The organism is Methanobrevibacter sp., from assembly GCF_017431965.1.
Taxonomy (GTDB): Archaea; Methanobacteriota; Methanobacteria; order Methanobacteriales; family Methanobacteriaceae; genus Methanocatella.
This window is the reverse complement of record NZ_JAFRKB010000011.1, coordinates 18,090-34,750: the sequence shown is the minus strand read 5'-3', so window position 1 is coordinate 34,750 and position 16,661 is coordinate 18,090. Positions and strand designations below refer to the sequence as shown.

General features: G+C 32.2%; 16 protein-coding genes. 6 read left to right on the top strand and 10 right to left on the bottom strand.

Translation table 11 applies throughout. The features are described from left to right. Window positions 1–20: 20 nt before the first annotated feature. Together IJI93_RS01365 and IJI93_RS01360 are read right to left on the bottom strand one after the other, a co-directional pair. A complete protein-coding gene (locus tag IJI93_RS01365; RefSeq protein WP_292818807.1) occupies window positions 21–890 on the bottom strand; it encodes a type II secretion system F family protein in 870 nt (289 codons plus the stop codon). Window positions 891–939: 49 nt separating this feature from the next. Beyond that, the gene (locus IJI93_RS01360) at window positions 940–2,385 is read right to left on the bottom strand and encodes a CpaF family protein (protein WP_292818805.1); all 1,446 of its coding nucleotides are present in this window, start codon (window positions 2,383–2,385) and stop codon (window positions 940–942) included. A 136-nt stretch (window positions 2,386–2,521) separates the two neighbouring features. Here IJI93_RS01360 and IJI93_RS01355 point away from each other — a divergent pair, with 136 nt between their 5' ends. Further along, window positions 2,522–3,427, top strand: coding sequence for an SAM-dependent methyltransferase (locus IJI93_RS01355; RefSeq protein ID WP_292818803.1), 906 nt, complete (start codon window positions 2,522–2,524; stop codon window positions 3,425–3,427). Window positions 3,428–3,755: 328 nt separating this feature from the next. Here the strand turns inward: IJI93_RS01355 and IJI93_RS01350 are convergent, their stop codons facing one another. Together IJI93_RS01350 and IJI93_RS01345 are read right to left on the bottom strand one after the other, a co-directional pair. Further along, the gene (locus IJI93_RS01350; RefSeq protein WP_292818800.1) at window positions 3,756–5,009 is read right to left on the bottom strand and encodes a tripartite tricarboxylate transporter permease; all 1,254 of its coding nucleotides are present in this window, start codon (window positions 5,007–5,009) and stop codon (window positions 3,756–3,758) included. Between the two features lie 183 nt (window positions 5,010–5,192). After that, window positions 5,193–5,654 carry a MarR family winged helix-turn-helix transcriptional regulator gene (locus tag IJI93_RS01345; protein WP_292818797.1) on the bottom strand — a complete coding sequence of 154 codons (462 nt, stop codon included), beginning with the start codon at window positions 5,652–5,654 and terminating at the stop codon, window positions 5,193–5,195. A gap of 101 nt (window positions 5,655–5,755) precedes the next feature. Between IJI93_RS01345 and IJI93_RS01340 the strand changes: the two genes are divergently transcribed. The 5 genes from IJI93_RS01340 (at window position 5,756) to IJI93_RS01320 (ending at window position 11,612) form a co-directional block, all read left to right on the top strand. Then, a complete protein-coding gene (locus tag IJI93_RS01340) occupies window positions 5,756–6,238 on the top strand; it encodes a hypothetical protein (RefSeq protein WP_292818794.1) in 483 nt (160 codons plus the stop codon). A 180-nt stretch (window positions 6,239–6,418) separates the two neighbouring features. Beyond that, window positions 6,419–8,431, top strand: a complete 2,013-nt coding sequence (gene feoB / locus IJI93_RS01335; RefSeq protein WP_292818791.1) for a ferrous iron transport protein B — start codon at window positions 6,419–6,421, stop codon at window positions 8,429–8,431. A 503-nt stretch (window positions 8,432–8,934) separates the two neighbouring features. Further along, on the top strand, window positions 8,935–10,953 hold the full coding sequence (feoB, locus tag IJI93_RS01330; RefSeq protein WP_292818788.1) for a ferrous iron transport protein B: 2,019 nt from the start codon (window positions 8,935–8,937) through the stop codon (window positions 10,951–10,953). Between the two features lie 178 nt (window positions 10,954–11,131). Beyond that, the gene (locus IJI93_RS01325) at window positions 11,132–11,359 is read left to right on the top strand and encodes a FeoA family protein (RefSeq protein ID WP_292818785.1); all 228 of its coding nucleotides are present in this window, start codon (window positions 11,132–11,134) and stop codon (window positions 11,357–11,359) included. Between the two features lie 52 nt (window positions 11,360–11,411). Then, the gene (locus tag IJI93_RS01320) at window positions 11,412–11,612 is read left to right on the top strand and encodes a hypothetical protein (protein WP_292818782.1); all 201 of its coding nucleotides are present in this window, start codon (window positions 11,412–11,414) and stop codon (window positions 11,610–11,612) included. Here IJI93_RS01320 and IJI93_RS01315 read toward each other — a convergent pair. The 6 genes from IJI93_RS01315 to IJI93_RS01290 form a co-directional block, all read right to left on the bottom strand. Further along, a complete protein-coding gene (locus IJI93_RS01315; RefSeq protein ID WP_292818775.1) occupies window positions 11,609–12,448 on the bottom strand; it encodes an ATP-binding cassette domain-containing protein in 840 nt (279 codons plus the stop codon). The two genes, IJI93_RS01320 and IJI93_RS01315, sit on opposite strands and share 4 nt — an antisense overlap. Window positions 12,449–12,457: 9 nt before the next feature. Then, the gene (gene cbiQ / locus IJI93_RS01310) at window positions 12,458–13,288 is read right to left on the bottom strand and encodes a cobalt ECF transporter T component CbiQ (RefSeq protein WP_292818772.1); all 831 of its coding nucleotides are present in this window, start codon (window positions 13,286–13,288) and stop codon (window positions 12,458–12,460) included. Window positions 13,289–13,397: 109 nt separating this feature from the next. Further along, window positions 13,398–13,703 (bottom strand): PDGLE domain-containing protein, encoded by a 306-nt coding sequence (locus tag IJI93_RS01305; protein WP_292818769.1) that lies wholly within the window; start codon window positions 13,701–13,703, stop codon window positions 13,398–13,400. 1 nt (window position 13,704) lies between these two features. Next, the gene (gene cbiM, locus IJI93_RS01300; RefSeq protein WP_292818766.1) at window positions 13,705–14,343 is read right to left on the bottom strand and encodes a cobalt transporter CbiM; all 639 of its coding nucleotides are present in this window, start codon (window positions 14,341–14,343) and stop codon (window positions 13,705–13,707) included. Window positions 14,344–14,602: 259 nt separating this feature from the next. Continuing rightward, a complete protein-coding gene (locus IJI93_RS01295; RefSeq protein WP_366513265.1) occupies window positions 14,603–15,880 on the bottom strand; it encodes an oligosaccharide repeat unit polymerase family protein in 1,278 nt (425 codons plus the stop codon). Between the two features lie 12 nt (window positions 15,881–15,892). Further along, a complete protein-coding gene (locus tag IJI93_RS01290) occupies window positions 15,893–16,660 on the bottom strand; it encodes an adhesin (protein ID WP_292818760.1) in 768 nt (255 codons plus the stop codon). Window position 16,661 lies beyond the last annotated feature (1 nt).

The following is a 16,661-nucleotide window of genomic DNA, read 5'->3' as shown; positions in this document are numbered from 1 at the left end:
TTTTTTCTTTTTTTTTAAAGCTATACGTTAGGTTCTAATTTTTTAATAGCCATTCCCATAAATATCACAACTAATGGAAAGAATAGGCCATAGATTATCAGCAATAGATTTCCAGATATTATGTCTCCCATGACCGTGGAGCCAGCCATTAACATAATTAATATAATTACTGGGGCGAGGATGGCTATGAATGTATAAATTAGTATAAAAGAGTTTAATCTTTGAGAATATTCTTTCAGCTTAATGTGTGTTTCAAAAGAGATGTCGTTTGCAATAATCTCTAGACTGTTTGCAAGATTCCCGCCAACCCTTAAAGTGCCGATAATCTGATGGACTGTACGGTTAAGACCTTCAGATTTAACGCGATGAGACATTTCCAGAAGGGATTCTTCTATAGATTTTCCATATTTTACCTCTTCAAGAACCCTATTGAATTCACTTGATAATGAACCGTAGCCTCCATTTTTTATGGTTATTAATGTATCATGAAGCCCCTTTCCTGATTTTAACTCGATGCCCATATGCCTTAAGGCATAGGGAAGTTCTTGATTTAAATCTGAATAGCTATTTTTCTCCTTCATCTGAGGGTAATAAAAAACAAGGATGTAAACCATCGAAATACATACCAAATAAATTCCACTGATTTCCAATGCTACAAAATAACCGATTAGGATAACGGTTACGATTAGAATTAAAATAACTCTTTTATCAAACAAATAGTTCATTAGGTCATTTCTAATTTTTATAAACTTTTCATTTTCCTTTTGAGGGATTGTCTTTTCATTTTCAGAATCAATTTTTGAAAATAAATTGGAATTCGCATTGTCTTTTTGTTTTTCATTTTTAAGTTTGATATCTTTTAAGGATAATTCCTTTAATGAATTTATCAAAAATAAAAATAAGCCTCCAATTGCAATAAAAAATTTTTTTAAAATAATATCACCTGTTTAATTGGATTCTATTCAGTACTTTTTCGGGATTGGCATTATATAGTTCTAAAACGGCATTAACCTCATTTACTGAATGAATGTTGTGATTGACCATATGCTTCAAAACAGCTTCCCTGTTTTCAATTTCTTTGTTAATTTCATACAATGATGTTCCGCTTAAATTAGCTATTTGAGTCAATGTTTTACTTGAAACACTGATATTTTCTATATTGTCCGTTTCGGGATTCCATTGAAAGATCTTATTTAGTTGAATGACTCCTTCTTCACTACCTACAACTTCTGCGACTTCACTGATTCTTCTGTATGAAACGCCGGATGAAGTGTAAATTCTATTTTGCATGATTATAAAATCAATGGCCTGAATCATTATTTTTGGCACAGACATGGGTTTTGTTGTTAATCTGGTTATTGTTTCTCTTGCACTGTTTGAATGCAGTGTTCCAAATCCGGAATGTCCTGTATTGAGTGCAGTAAAGAGGGTTATAGCTTCTTCAGCCCTAACTTCTCCAACGATAATCCTGTCCGGGCGTTGCCTTAATGAATTTTTAACCAAATCGTTCATTGTCAATTCCCCCTTATTTTCAACATTAGGGGGCCTTGTTTCCATCCGTATTACATGTTCGTGTGGTATTTGAAGCTCCAATGTGTCTTCTATTGTAATGATTCTTTCGGTAGGTGGAATAAACGCCGAAAGTGCATTTAATGTGGTTGTTTTTCCAGAACTTGTTCCTCCGGATATTATAGCATTTGCTGATTTAACGCCCAATCCATCAAAACACAACCAAAAGAATGCAGCCAACTCTAAAGAAATGGTTTTTGAATTAATCAAATCTATGATGGTTAATGGATCTTTTTTAAATTTACGAATTGTAAGTGAAGGGCCGTCTGCAGAAACGGGTGCAATTGTCGCATTGATTCTTGATCCGTCATTCAATCTTCCATCTAGAATCGGCGATTCCTGGTCAATTCTTCGGTTTATTTCTCTTGCCATTGAATCAATCAACTCAATGAGTTCCTGTTCATCAGAATATTCTATGTCTGTTTTCATCATGCCATGTTTTCTGTGATAAACGAATATCGGTTTGTTTATGCCGATTATCATGATTTCTTCAAGGTCGTCATCTTGAATTAATGAGTCGATTTTTCCATATCCGGTAATGTCTCTGAGAAGCTTTCGTGACAACTTGTCTAGATATTCATTGGTGATGCTTTCATTTTGATTTTCGCTGTGAAACTTGTTAAATATGAATATCTTGATGTCATTTAGAAGCTTATCTTCATTCAATTGAAAATTTTCTCCGGAAGATATGGCCAAATCAACTAAACTTTCGCGAATTTCATCCAAAAGCACTTTTTCCTTGGGGGAATAATTTTGTTTAACAACTTTATATTGCGGTAATTGATTATTATTTATTCTATAGTGTTTTATTTCCATTTTAAAACCTTCTGATTGTTTTTTACTATATTTTTAAAGTTAGTAATACTAATTAATATACTTTTTATTACTTTGCAAATCATAATTACTAACTTCAAACAATAAATAGCAAATAAGTCAAATGTGATGTGCTATCATGATAAGTAAAAATGATTTGGATGAAAAAATTGAAGCTATTCAGGAATGCGAAAACTGTCAGGATATTCAAATTAAAAAGTTCTCGCCCATAAAGGATTATGTTGATTTTGAAAAATTAGACGATGATTTTAATAGATGTTCCTGTGGAAAAAGACCAATCGATGTTGTAATGGCGCATATTTTAAAGATAATGATTGAAGAGGGAATTGTTAAAGAGGGTGCAACACTCAGACGCAATTCACCGGTTCCCTTATCTAAATTTTACTACAGTAGCTTAAATCCACAGTTTTTATCCAAAAAAAGTTTGATATTGTTGCATTCAGATTTTAATCATGAAGTTGCAAAAAGGTTATTTGATGAAGTTTCAGAAGTTGCATGCGTGCTAAATGGAAGTCCTCAGGATACTGTCGGGGTATTCGATAAGGATTCTGGTATAAATCATTTTGAAATTCTTGAAGGTGACGATACTCAGATCAATGTCATGAGAACACTGATTGGCGATAAGATTATCCTAGTTAAAAACCAGTCACGACACCACATTGAAGTTGCAATGACAACCGAGCAAAAATTGGTTCAGCTGCACAATTACCTGAAAAATAATGATGTGAATAAAGGAATAGCTGTTGATGCAATGTGTGGATTGGGGGCTATTGGAATATATCTGATTAAATATGGATTTGGAAAGGTAATCTTTAATGATATTAATCCGGAAATGATTGAAGCATTGGAAAATAACTTGGAAATTAATGAAATAAGAGAAAATTTTGAGATTTTCAATGAATCATTTGAAGATTTAAACATTGAAAAAGCTGACTTGTGCGTTCTTGATGCATTTCCGGGAGCAGATATATCAAAAATAAAAGAAAAAGCAGAAAAAATAGCAGATAATGTGGTTATTATCTAACTATGATTAATTATTTAATTTTAAAATTATCTGAAACATTTTTTCAACATCTTCGCTCATATTTTTTTCAATTATTTTAAATGATGCAATGTTTTTGATTTAAGTATTCTTGTGCGAAATTACGGCCAATAAAATCGACACCTTCAAATTCATGATAACTTTGGTCGGGGTATTGTTAATATTTTTAAATAATTCTTTTTTTTCAAATTTAATCTTTTGTTTTAAAATCAATGGTAATATTGCTGTTGTGCTTAAGAGGTTTTGTATCATTTTCTGATAGTTTTTCATATTCCTTAAATTCATTTAATAATGTTTCCATAAAGTTCACCTACATAAACATTTGCATGTAAATGACGATGGCCGGAATGATTAAAATTCCCATTAAATGAGACTTGCCGACACCGATATAGTGGGGCAGCATTCCCATTGCAGTAGAGGTAATCAAGGCTAGTGTCATATACAAAATGGGGGCCTGATAATAAAAAATAAAGATATAAAGTATCAGAATTTGAAGTAGAATGACTCCAATCGATAATTTCTTATAATCAACACCCCCCATTAATCTAGAAAAAGAATCGCCTAATTTTAATGACAATACCAATGAAACTGAAACAGCAATCAATGATGTGAAAATGAAAATTATCAAATGATTAATTGTCATTTCAGAAATTAAGTATGACATGTAAACAGCTATTCCGCTTCGAGGATTTCCGATGATGTAAATTGCAATTAAGGAAAAAAGACAATCTGAAACGTTCAGTCCAGATGTAGCAAGTAAGAAATTAACTGTATCGTCATCATCATTATCACTGGTTCCACTTGCAGCTTGTGCTATAACTGTTCCCTGTGCGGGTCCGAAACCTGGAAGAAAACCTAAAATCGCTCCGGTGATTCCTCCTGCAAAAATGCTTTTAAATTTATTCAAATCCAAATTCAAATCATAAAATTTATTTTGATGGGGAATTGTTGAAGAGTCATTTAAACTGAATAATATTGTACTGATTCCAAAAAGGCCTGAAAAGGTACACATTAAGGATATTCCTGATGAAATGGGGGTTTGAAATATTATCCAACCTAAAAGTCCTGATAGAGCAAAAAGGAGCAGGGACCATAAAAAGTCTCTAAAAGAGTTTGTTAGGTTATACGTTAAATAAAGGGATGCAATCAGCAGAATCATCCAAGTAAACGGTTTGGTTAAATCATGCAATATTGGAAGTGTAATTGCAAAAACTGGAAGCATCAATATTGTAACTAAAATTGCTCCAAAACCACCAACCGAAACTATTCTAATGACTTCTTTTGAGCGGCCTTGCAAAACCATTCTGTGTCCTGGAAGTATTGATGTGGCTGTTCCTTCTTGTGGAACTCCTAAAAGCATTGATGGTACAAATTCGATTAATGCGTGAGCCACTGACATTGCAACCATTAAGACACAAAGAAATTCTGGAGATAAAAAGGTCAATAAAAAACTTGATGATGCAAATAAAATTGCTCCTGCTGTATTAACATGTATTCCAGGTATCATTCCTGTGGATGTTCCAATTAATATGCCAACAAAACAAGCAATAACTAATTCTATCATAGCTATTAATTATCTAAACTATAATTTAAACTTTGTTGAAGTAATAAATGAATATTATGCTCTATTCAAGTAATTTACTCAATTATATTAAATTGTTTTTAATAAAAAAATCTAAATTCTTTCAATTGTTTGGTGATTGGGTTTGTGATATGATGATGTGAGTGTATCTTGAAATGAAGATGATTAAAAGTTTTTCCTATTGAATTCTAATGACTTTAAGGATGTTTTTGATAAAAGTTCGAATAATTCCTCTTCAGGAATGTTTAATTCTTCACGAATCATGTCGTCCCATTCTTTTTCCTTTTTTTCTAGAAACTGGGCGGTTTTAATTCCCTTTTCGGTTAATTTTATTTTGTATGCCCTTTTGTTATTCTCATTAATCTCTCTGGTAATCAATCCTTTTTCTTCAAAATCTTTGAATGCTCTTGAAACTCCGCTTCTGTCCATTAAACAAGCTTTTGCAATGTCGGATTGGTTTGTTCCCATTTCATGGTATAGGAACATTAACATATAATACTGGCTTGGCAATATTTCTGTTTCGCTTTTAATGTGCTTGTTAATGTAAAAATCATGTGTTTTTGTTAATGAAATTAGATAACAGATTAAATAAGGGGAATCCTTCATAATATCTTCATATTCTATCATCAAATCACCTATCTTTTATATTTGTAATTAATGTATTTAAATGTTGTTTTATACAACAATTAACATAAAACTATTAATAACAATATGTACACATTATTATTATGAACAAAAAAATCATCATCTTATTAGTAGTTTTATTCATGTTTCTGTTATTGTCTAGCCCCGTTTCTGCTAAAAAGGATGTTCAGATTAAGGTTAAATCCGAAGGAGCATTTATCATAATAAAACTTTTCGACAGTAATGGAAAAGAAATTAAAAGCAAAGGAACAATCCATTACAACATCACAGATCAGAACGGCAATTATAAATGGGCTTATAAGTCTTATAATAAACTTCATGCATTAAAGTTTAACCAAGGAATATATGATGTACATGTTAAGTTTGACGGTGATTCAAAATATAATTCTGCTGAATTCAGAGGTTCTATAATAGTCTCTTATATGGGAAATTCATTTGATCCATACACATATTATGATAATAACAATTGGGGATTGAATCAGCAAATGGATGATTATCTAGAATACAATTATTGGGATGAAGAGCTTTATGATGACCCTTATACCTATGATGGCGAAGGGCCCTAAAAAAATATTTTATCTATAGAAAATTATTGTAATTGGATTTAATTATTAAATTTTATATAATATAAAATCCAATTATTATTTAAGTTTAGGTTTACCTAATCCATTTGGCTGGAATTAAACTATTTTTTAGTATACAAATGCCGCTCAAAGGATATTGAATTAATTATTGGAGTATTATTAATGGCAGAATTGATAGTGGGATTGGCAGGAAATCCTAATGTGGGGAAAACTACTGTTTTCAATAAATTGACTGGGATGCATCAGCATGTTGGAAACTGGCCTGGAAAAACTGTTGAAAGGGCAGAGGGTTATTTTTCTCATGGAAATTATGATTATCATATTGTCGATTTGCCGGGAAATTATGGATTGAGCGCCCATTCTATTGAAGAGATTGTTTCAAGGGATTTCATAGTTGATGATAGCTCTGATGTAATTATCAATGTAGTGGATGCAGCCAATTTGGAACGTAATTTGTATTTAACACTTCAAATGATGGAGTTGGGTGCTAATTTAGTAATGGCACTTAATATGAATGATTTTGCAAGGAAAAAAGATTACATTATCAATATTGATGTAATGAGTGAACTTTTAGGTTTTCCAGTAATTGAAATTAATGCAAAAACAAAAGAGGGTTTTGAAGAATTATTGAAAACAGTCGAAAAACAATCTGCAAATCCGATTGACTCAAGTAAAAAATTAGCTTATGGAAATGAATTAAAGGAACATCTTGGCGATATCCAAAACATCATTGAACAGGATAAAGACTTATTGGATGTCCCTTCTATTTGGACTGCGGTAAAATTGCTAGAAAAAGACTCAATTGTAATTAAAAAAGTTCAAAAGTCAAAAAAAAGTTCTGAAATTTTGATTGAAATAGATAAAGTGTCAAGTCACCTTCATGACATTTATGGTGAAGGTGCTGACGAAGTTGTTGCAAATGCAAGATATGCTTTTATCGATGGTTTGGTTGCTGAAGCTGTCGAAAAGCCTGCTGTTGAAAAGGAAACAACTTCAGATAAAATCGATAAGATTGTAACAAATCGGATTCTAGCTCCGTTTATATTTTTCGGCATAATGTTTTTATTATTCAGTTTAACTTTTACAATTGCCACTCCGTTCTGCGATCTCATTTCGGGCTTTTTTGATTTATTGGCAACATATGTTATAAATATGTTTGGTGAAGGATATTTGTCTTCATTCATTGCGGGCGGCGTCATTGGTGGTGTTGGAGGTGTTATTTCATTTTTACCGCAAATCATGCTTATGTTCTTGTTTTTAAGCATTCTAGAAGACAGCGGATATTTGGCAAGGGCCGCATTCACGTTGGATATTATCATGCATAAATTTGTTGGGCTTCATGGTAAGGCAATTATTCCAATGATTTTAGGGTTTGGATGCAGTGTTCCTGCGGTAATGGCAACAAGGACTATGGAAAACGAATCAGATCGTTTGCTTGCAATGATGCTCATACCGTTCATGTCATGCACTTCAAGAATTCCAATTTATACATTGTTTATTTCAGCATTTTTCACAGAAAATCAGGCTATAATAATGTTTTCAATTTATTTGGTGGGAATTGCCCTTGCATTGATTGTTGCTGCTATTCTTAAAAGAACCCTGTTTAAGGGAATGTCTGCTCCGTTTGTAATGGAACTTCCATCATATAAGATTCCATCTTTAAGAGGTGTTCTGTTGCATACATGGGAGAAAGTCAAAGGATTTCTCAGAAAGGCGGGTACGGTCATATTATTAGGAGTAATTATCATTTGGATTTTAAGTAACCTTCCATTGGGTGTTGTTTCAGCTTCACAGGAAAGTTATTTGGGCATGATTGGTACTGCAATTTCTCCAATCTTTGCTCCTTTAGGTTTTGGAACTTGGCAAGCGGCTGTGGCTATTCTTGCGGGAATTATTGCTAAAGAAGTCATTGTAGGTACATTTGCATCATTGGGAAGTCTTGAAGGGGATGATGGAACCAATACTTTGTTGCATGACTCATTCACACCATTATCTTCATATTCTTTTATGGTATTTTCACTTTTGTATATTCCGTGTTTTGCAACACTTGCTACAATCAAGCAGGAAACCAACTCATTGAAATGGCCTTTGATTATATGTGCAATCTCATTGGTGACTGCGTATGTCGTTTCTTTCCTGATTTATAATGTGGGGTTGTTTGTTGGATTTGTATAGCAATAGAATAGCTTAAATTACTAAAATTAGGCTATGGATATTATAGTATAGGAGTTTACATATTTTTTTTAAAAAAAGATAATAGTATTGGTGTTTAATGTTATGGAGGAAATTAAACACCAATCGTGTTTTTGGAAAATTTGGCAGATAATTTTCCGCAATATTAAATTAGAAAATTGTGAAAAGCTAATTTAATATTTGATTAATTTTGGAGATTGTATTGTTTTTCGACAATGTATGTTTTGTCTTAAGTAATGTAATTATTCACAAATTTAGGTATGCCTAAATTACATCACTTGTTTACAACATTATTTATGGTGATATATAAATCTTTCTATTTTTTAGGACTGCCTAAATATTTATATACGATGAAGTTCAATAGTAAACTAAGTTTAGGTTGACCTAAAATTCATGAGGTATATGCTTAAACTAAAAATAATTTTTTTAGTGAGTAAATAGCATTTAAATGCTATTTACTAAAAGTAATCAAAGGAGAATGGTTGATGACAGAATTAATTGTAGGATTAGCAGGAAACCCCAATGTGGGTAAAACTACTCTATTCAACCAATTAACTGGTATGCGCCAACATGTAGGGAACTGGCCTGGAAAAACTGTTGAAAGAGCAGAAGGTCATTTTTCACATAACAGTTATGATTATGATGTTGTTGATTTGCCAGGTAACTATGCATTAAGTGCTCATTCTATGGAAGAAATCGTCTCAAGAGATTTTATTGTTGATGATGATTCTGATGTAATTATAAATGTGGTTGATGCTGCTAATCTAGAACGTAACTTATATTTGACAGTTCAAATGATGGAGTTGGGTGCTAATTTAGTAATGGCACTTAACATGAATGATTTTGCAAAGAAAAAAGATCATATCATTGATATTGATTTGATGAGTGAACTTTTAGGTTTCCCAGTTGTGGAAGTTAATGCAAAAACAAAAGAAGGTTTTGATGATTTATTGGCTGCTGTTGAAAATGCATCTAAAAATCCTATTGATTCAAGTGCAAAATTATCCTATGGTGATGAATTAAGAGAACACTTAGGTGAGTTACAGGAATTAATAGAAACAGACAATAATTTATTGGATGTTCCTTCCGTTTGGACAGCAATTAAATTATTGGAAAGAGACTCAATTGTTACAGAAAAAGTTAAAAACTCTTCTCAAAGTTCTGCCATATTGTCTAAAACTGATAAAGTGGCAGGCCATCTTCATGATATTTATAATGAAGGTGCAGAAGAAGTTGTAGCTAATGCGAGATATGCATTTATTGATGGTTTGATGGCTGAAGCAGTTAAAAAACCTGCTGTTGAAAAAGAAACTACTACTGATAAGATTGATAAAATTGTAACTAATAGGATTTTAGCTATTCCTATTTTCCTTGTTATTATGTATGCGATGTTCCAATTTACCTACACTCTTGGTGCTCCATTCCAAGACTTGATTGATGAAGCATTTGGAATGTTAGGTGAATGGGTCGGCGGATTTATTGCAAATGAATATTTGGCTTCATTAATCTGTGACGGTATTATTGGAGGAGTAGGTGGTGTTCTTACTTTCTTGCCGATTATTATTTTGATGTTCTTGTTCTTAAGTATATTAGAAGATTGCGGTTACTTGGCAAGAGCAGCATTTACATTGGATAAAATCATGCACAAATTAGTTGGGCTTCACGGAAAAGCTTTCATTCCTATGATTTTAGGATTTGGTTGTGGTGTGCCAGCTATAATGGCAACAAGGACTATGGAAAATGAATCTGACCGTATGCTTGCTATGATGCTTGTTCCATTCATGTCCTGTACTGCAAGATTGCCGATTTATGCTATTTTCATTGCGGCATTCTTCACTGCAAATGAAGGTTTAGCTTTACTTTCAATTTATGTGTTGGGTATTGTTGTAGCTCTCATTGTTGCAGCTATTCTTAAAAGAACAATGTTTAAAGGAATGTCAGCTCCATTTGTTATGGAACTTCCAACATATAAGGTACCGTCCGTAAAAGGTGTATTATTACACACTTGGGAAAAAGTAAAAGGATTCTTAAGAAAAGCAGGTACTATTATTCTTGCCTGTTCCATCGTATTATGGGCTTTAAGTATCTTCCCGTTAGGTGTAGAATACGGTTCTGCTGAAAGTGTATTGGGTATGATTGGTAGTGTAATCGCTCCGATATTTGCCCCATTAGGATTTGGAACTTGGCAAGCTGCTGTTGCGATTATTGCTGGTTTGGCTGCTAAAGAAGTTGTAGTGGCTACTTTCGGTACTCTTGCCGGAATGGAAGAGGATGACGAAGATGGAATCACTAGTTTGGTCCATGATACTTTCACTCCATTATCTGCATTCTCATTCATGGCATTTACATTGTTGTACACTCCATGTTTTGCGGCAATTGGTGCAATCAAACAAGAGACTAACAGTTATAAATGGGCATTAACAATGTGTGCTATTACATTGGTAACAGCGTATGTTGTATCCTTCCTGATTTACAACGTTGGTTTACTCGCAGGATTCGGATAAATTAAAAGCAATATGCATAAATAATTCAAAAAAATTAATGATGGTTGGATCTTTCTAATTATCATTAATATTTTTTAGTCATAACTAAATATTTATATATTTGAAATTACATAATATAGGATAACGAATTTTTAGTATGCCTAAAAATTATTATATTATTCATTTATTTGGTGATAATATGAAAACATTAAAAGATGCAAAACCTGGTGAAACAGTAACATTAGTTAAATACCACGAATCTGGGGATGTGGATTTAAGAAGACATTTATTAGGTATGGGTTTTGTTAAAGGGGCTAAAATTACAGTTAAAAAAGTAGCTACTTTAGGCGACCCAATAGAAATGAGTGTCAAAGGATATGATGTTTGTCTTCGTAAAGAAGAAGCTGAAAATATTGAAGTAGAATAACTTCAATTTTTTCATTTATTTTTTTTATACTAATTTTATCAACGGTGTTATTATGAAATGTCGTATGTGTGGTTTCGAGTTTGATGAGACTACTTTAGAAAACCGTGGATGTTCCAGCTGCGGAAAACATGGTTGTAACAGCATACATTGTCCAAATTGCGGGTTTGCTAATTCTCCAGAGCTGGATGATGAATTTGAGTTTATAATTAAACTTAAAGATAAACTTAAAAATAGAAAAAAAGCTACTAATTAGTTTTTAGTCGCTTTTAATATTTCTTCAACTGTTTCTGATATACTTATTTTCTCAGTATCAACATTTAATCCATTTTCTTTTAATCGATACAATATTTCAGTTGTAATAGGTGCTTTTAAATGAGCTTTTTTTAGCAATTCCTTATTTGAAAAAATCTGGTGTTTGTTTCCTTGAGCAATTATTTCACCATTATATAAAACAAAAATTTTATCTGCAAATTGATTAACCATTTCTATGTCATGAGAAGATATGACAATGCTCATTCCTTCTTTATTCAAATTGTTTAAAATATTTAATACTTTGTCAACTCCTTCAGGGTCAAGGCCAGCGGTTGGTTCATCCAAAATCATGATTTCAGGTCTCATGGCTATAATTCCTGCAATAGCCACTCTTTTTTGCTGACCTCCACTTAAATGGTGTGGGGTTTTATCTTCAAAGCCACTCATTCCAACCAGTTCAAGAGATTCTTTTATTCTTTTTTCCACTTCATCATATTCAAGACCTAGATTCATCGGTCCAAAGGCAACATCTTCCTTAACGGTTGGTGCAAATAACTGGTCATTTGGATCTTGAAATACAATCCCTACTTTTTGCCTTACTTTAAGAAGTTCATCTCGCTCAAAAATAATTTTTTTGCCTTCTATTTCAACATGGCCGGATGTAGGTTCTGTCAATCCATTAAAATGAGAGAATAATGTTGATTTACCTGCACCATTGGGGCCCATAATAGCTATTTTTTCTCCTTTATTAATCTGTATATTTACATTTTTTAAAGCCTGCGTTCCATCATGATAAGTGTAAGATAAATTTTTTGTCTCTAAATGAATATCTGCCATTTTAACACCTTAATTAATTGAAAGATTTTGACCAAAGTAACCCAATTTTCCGGAATATTTGAATATAATGATTTCTAATAAAATCACAAAGATTATGATTGAAATTAAGAAGATATAATCGCTTTTTTCCGGTGATTTTTTTTCGTTAAACATTTCTGAGGCATCGGAAAATCCTCGGCTCACCATACTTTTATGAACTCTCTCTCCTTGTTCATATGCTTTTAAAAACATCATTCCGATAGTATATCCAACTTGTTTCACTCTCCATTTGTAGGGAGTATTGTTCCCGTGAATGTTAAAATTTCTTGATTTCTGACTTTTTCGGATAGCTGCAAGTTCATCAACAAATAAAAATAAAAATCTCACCATGATTGATAAAATCATTGCTAAATCTCTTGGCATTTTTAACTTTCTAAATGAACTGGCCATTTCCTGTAATGGGGTTGTGGAAGAGTAAATGATGATTGCGGTTAAGCATACTATTAACCGAACCAATAATAATATGGCCCAATTAAGTCCAAAATCAGTAATATGTATCCAAGAGTAACTCCAGATTATGTTTCCCGGTTGAATGAACGGTTGAAATATGATGATTGCTCCACCAAAAGGAAGCAACATTAATAATCGTTTAATGGAATCGACATATGATAAGTTAGCTACTTTAAGTATAATCAGCAGCATCAATTCCAGCATTAATGGGATAAAAAGTTCTTTTGATACAACACAAACTAATATTATGAATATTGTTGAAATTAGCTTTATTCTACCTTCTAAATTATGAATTGGGCTATTTTTTGATGCCAAATCATCAAATCTCATTATTTGTGTTATATCTGCCATTGTTTTTCACTAGTATAATATTAAAAATTAAGAGTATATTATTATTTGCTTATGTTAATTTTAATCAATTTCAATTATTATTTAAAAAAAGTTGTAGAAATTAAAAAGTTTAATTTCTACTTCTTACAACTTCAGCTACGGCATATCCTAAAGCTAAAGTTATTATTGCTCCTATAACCAGCGCCACAATTTGTAATACTTGGTTATCAGGATCATTTGCAAATGCATAATCAGGGAAAATTGCTTCAGGAATTCCATTGATTTCTTCAACTGAAAAATCTTCAGGAACACCGGAATCTTCTGCTGATTTTTCAAGACCGTCAGGGTCACCAGATGCAATATATGGTGAAAGACAGCTAATGATAATACAAATGACGACTGCTACTACAATTAAATAAGTATCTTTTTTATCCATATTATGCATCTCCTTCGCTCGCATTCCATGCGAGTAGATCTGGTCTGAATTTGTCTAATGCTGCAAGCACAATTACGGTTAATACTGCTTCGATTATTCCAATGAAGAAGTGATATAATACCATGGAAGGGATACCAACGTTCATTGGGAATGTTCCAGCAATTCCCATTTCAATAGCACATGCGAATGCAGCAATTACGGTAGCTAACCATGCAGCAATTCCTGCTGCAGGATATTTTCCAACAATTCCATTCAATCCTTTAAAGGTGTAAAGTCCAACAAAACCTCCAACAATAGCCATATTCAATACATTTGCTCCAAGAGCGGTTATTCCACCGTCACCAAATATTAATGCTTGGATAAGCAATACTACAGTAAATACAAGAACTGCGGCTTCAGGTGCAAGGAATACAATCGCCACCAATGCTCCTCCAACCATGTGTCCACTTGTACCAAATGGGATTGGCATATTCATGGACATGATTGCAAAAATACCAGCAGCTAAAACAGCTAAAAGAGGGATACGTTTTTCATCAAGGTTTGTTCTAGCCCATTTCACAGAGAAATACAATGCAACTATTAAAATTACATAGTATATTAGGCACTGTGAGATTGGGATGAATCCATCAGGTATATGCAATTTTCATTCCTCCATTTTTTAAAAGTAATACTTTTTTACATATAATTTATATAATGGGTATTACTAATTTCCTTTTATTCAGGTTATTTTTTTAAAATATCAAGTCTTATGTAATATTTTTTAGTATAATGGATAATACTTCCCATATATTACTTGACATTTAGTATTTAAAGGGAATAACTATATATAAATGTTATTAAAGTAATACAAATTAGTATTATTTTTGAATTTTAGTAATACAAAATATTTAAAAAAAGCATTAATTTCTTGATTTAACAATGCATATTAAATAAATAAAAATAGCTATTGCGAAGTATAATAATACTTGAATATCTAAAATTCCTGTTTCAATACCTAAAATTGCGTATGTTAAAATCAGGGAGTAAATTCCAATATAAAAATAATTTTGGGTCTTTCTCATTATTTTAAATCCGATACCTAAAATAAATCCTAAAAGACACATTTCAATCGCTACGCCAACTCTTCCAAAATCGACTACCATCTGCCCTATAAGTGTAGGGGTGACTGTAACTTCGGTTCTCCACGCGATAAGTTTTCCAACCATCATTCTAGGGCCTAAATCACTTCCAGGAATTGCGCTAGCCAGTAAATGACCATGGGTCACTCCGAAATTGCCTCCAATAAAATCAAGTAAGTTTAAAACATGCAATGTAAAGTCGGCTCTTGATTGTAATGTGTATAGTGGGCTTGTGGATGATGTTATGGTCAACTCTCCAAGTGACCTAAAATAACCAATTCCGATAATTGCACCTACACCAATTAATGCACCAACTACAACTTCCCAAAGAGAAACAATATTTCCATAGAAACCTATGATAATTATGATGAGAAATGCTGCAAGTATGTGTGTCCTATAACCTAGAAGCAATAAAAATGCAGAGACAATAACCAGCAATAAAATGAATCTGAACCTTGCTTGTGAACGGGTGATTTTTCCATCTTGATAATCTTTTAAATAAACACTTGCTATTAAACAAGTTGCAGGAATTATTAAAAATACGGGCATTGTCAGTGCTGGTTTTAATAAATATCTAATTGAAGGTCTTAAAAGCGGAATCCCACCAACTGATGCCATGCTTATAAATGAAAATGCAATGCTTACTAGTAAAAGACAAAATCCGATTGAATAGATATCTTCTCTTTTGAATTGAAGTATACTTCTCTTATTGTTTAAAAAATATCTTGGGAGTATTGTTGATCCTATAAAAAATGCAATAAATCCTATGAGTAATGTAACAACTAAACTATGGGATGGGGAATTGATGGATAAAAGTAGAAACATTGAAAACAAGAAAAGGACAACTAATGGATTGAAGACATGATTTTTCAGAATAGAATTTTTATTTAAGAATCCTAAAAAGTTTTCACTGGGATATAATTTTTTAAAATAGCTGTTAACCCACTGATTTTCTATAAATTCCAAAATCGAAAAAATAGTTGAAAATAAAAATGATTTGTGAAATTCATCACTTATCTTATTTATAATAGAAGTCAAACTTGAATAAATCATGCTCATAAATTACACAACTTAGAACTTTCTAATATTTATAACATCAAAATTATCCTTAATTTGGTTTAGCTGACTGTCGCTGCAATCATATATTCTGATTGTAATTTCCTGAGTAATTCCGTCGATATTCCCTAGAATTGAATTTACATCATCTATATTGGCTTTACTTGCTTTTTCAATATCTATTTGATTTTCAAAATTGTTATTTGAAGCTTTAACACTTAATCTTTTACCATTTTCATTAAGGTTGTTCATCACTTCTTGCATTTTTATTGCATCCATGGAATCTAGTGAAATCATTGTTGAAATCTCATAATCGCCAGTTAGATTGTTTGTTAAATCTGCTAATGATGTAACCTTTTTAGGCTTTAATGTAACTTCAACTAAATTGGGATATGTGCTTCCATCACTTTCCAGTGAAATTTTATCAAGGTAAATGTCTGCATTTGGAACATGTCTATATAAGCCGGTTAAATAAGTGGTGTTGTTTGATTCAACAAGTATTTTAACATTGTTCCCGCCATCATCTCCGATCCATTTAACAGTACCGTTTATCGAGACTTCTTCACCGTTTGTAGAATTAAATCCATTTACGGTAGTCTTTACAATGTATCCGTCCTTATAATAATTAAGATATGTGTCTGGTAGTTTATTGATTGTTGAAGCATCGAATGCAGTTTTCTGAATTTTGGCAGAGTCATCTGAAGTAATGTGTATGAATGCAAAAACAACAGCACAAATTACTAAGATTATTATTATATAGTCGATGATTGTAAATTTTTTCATA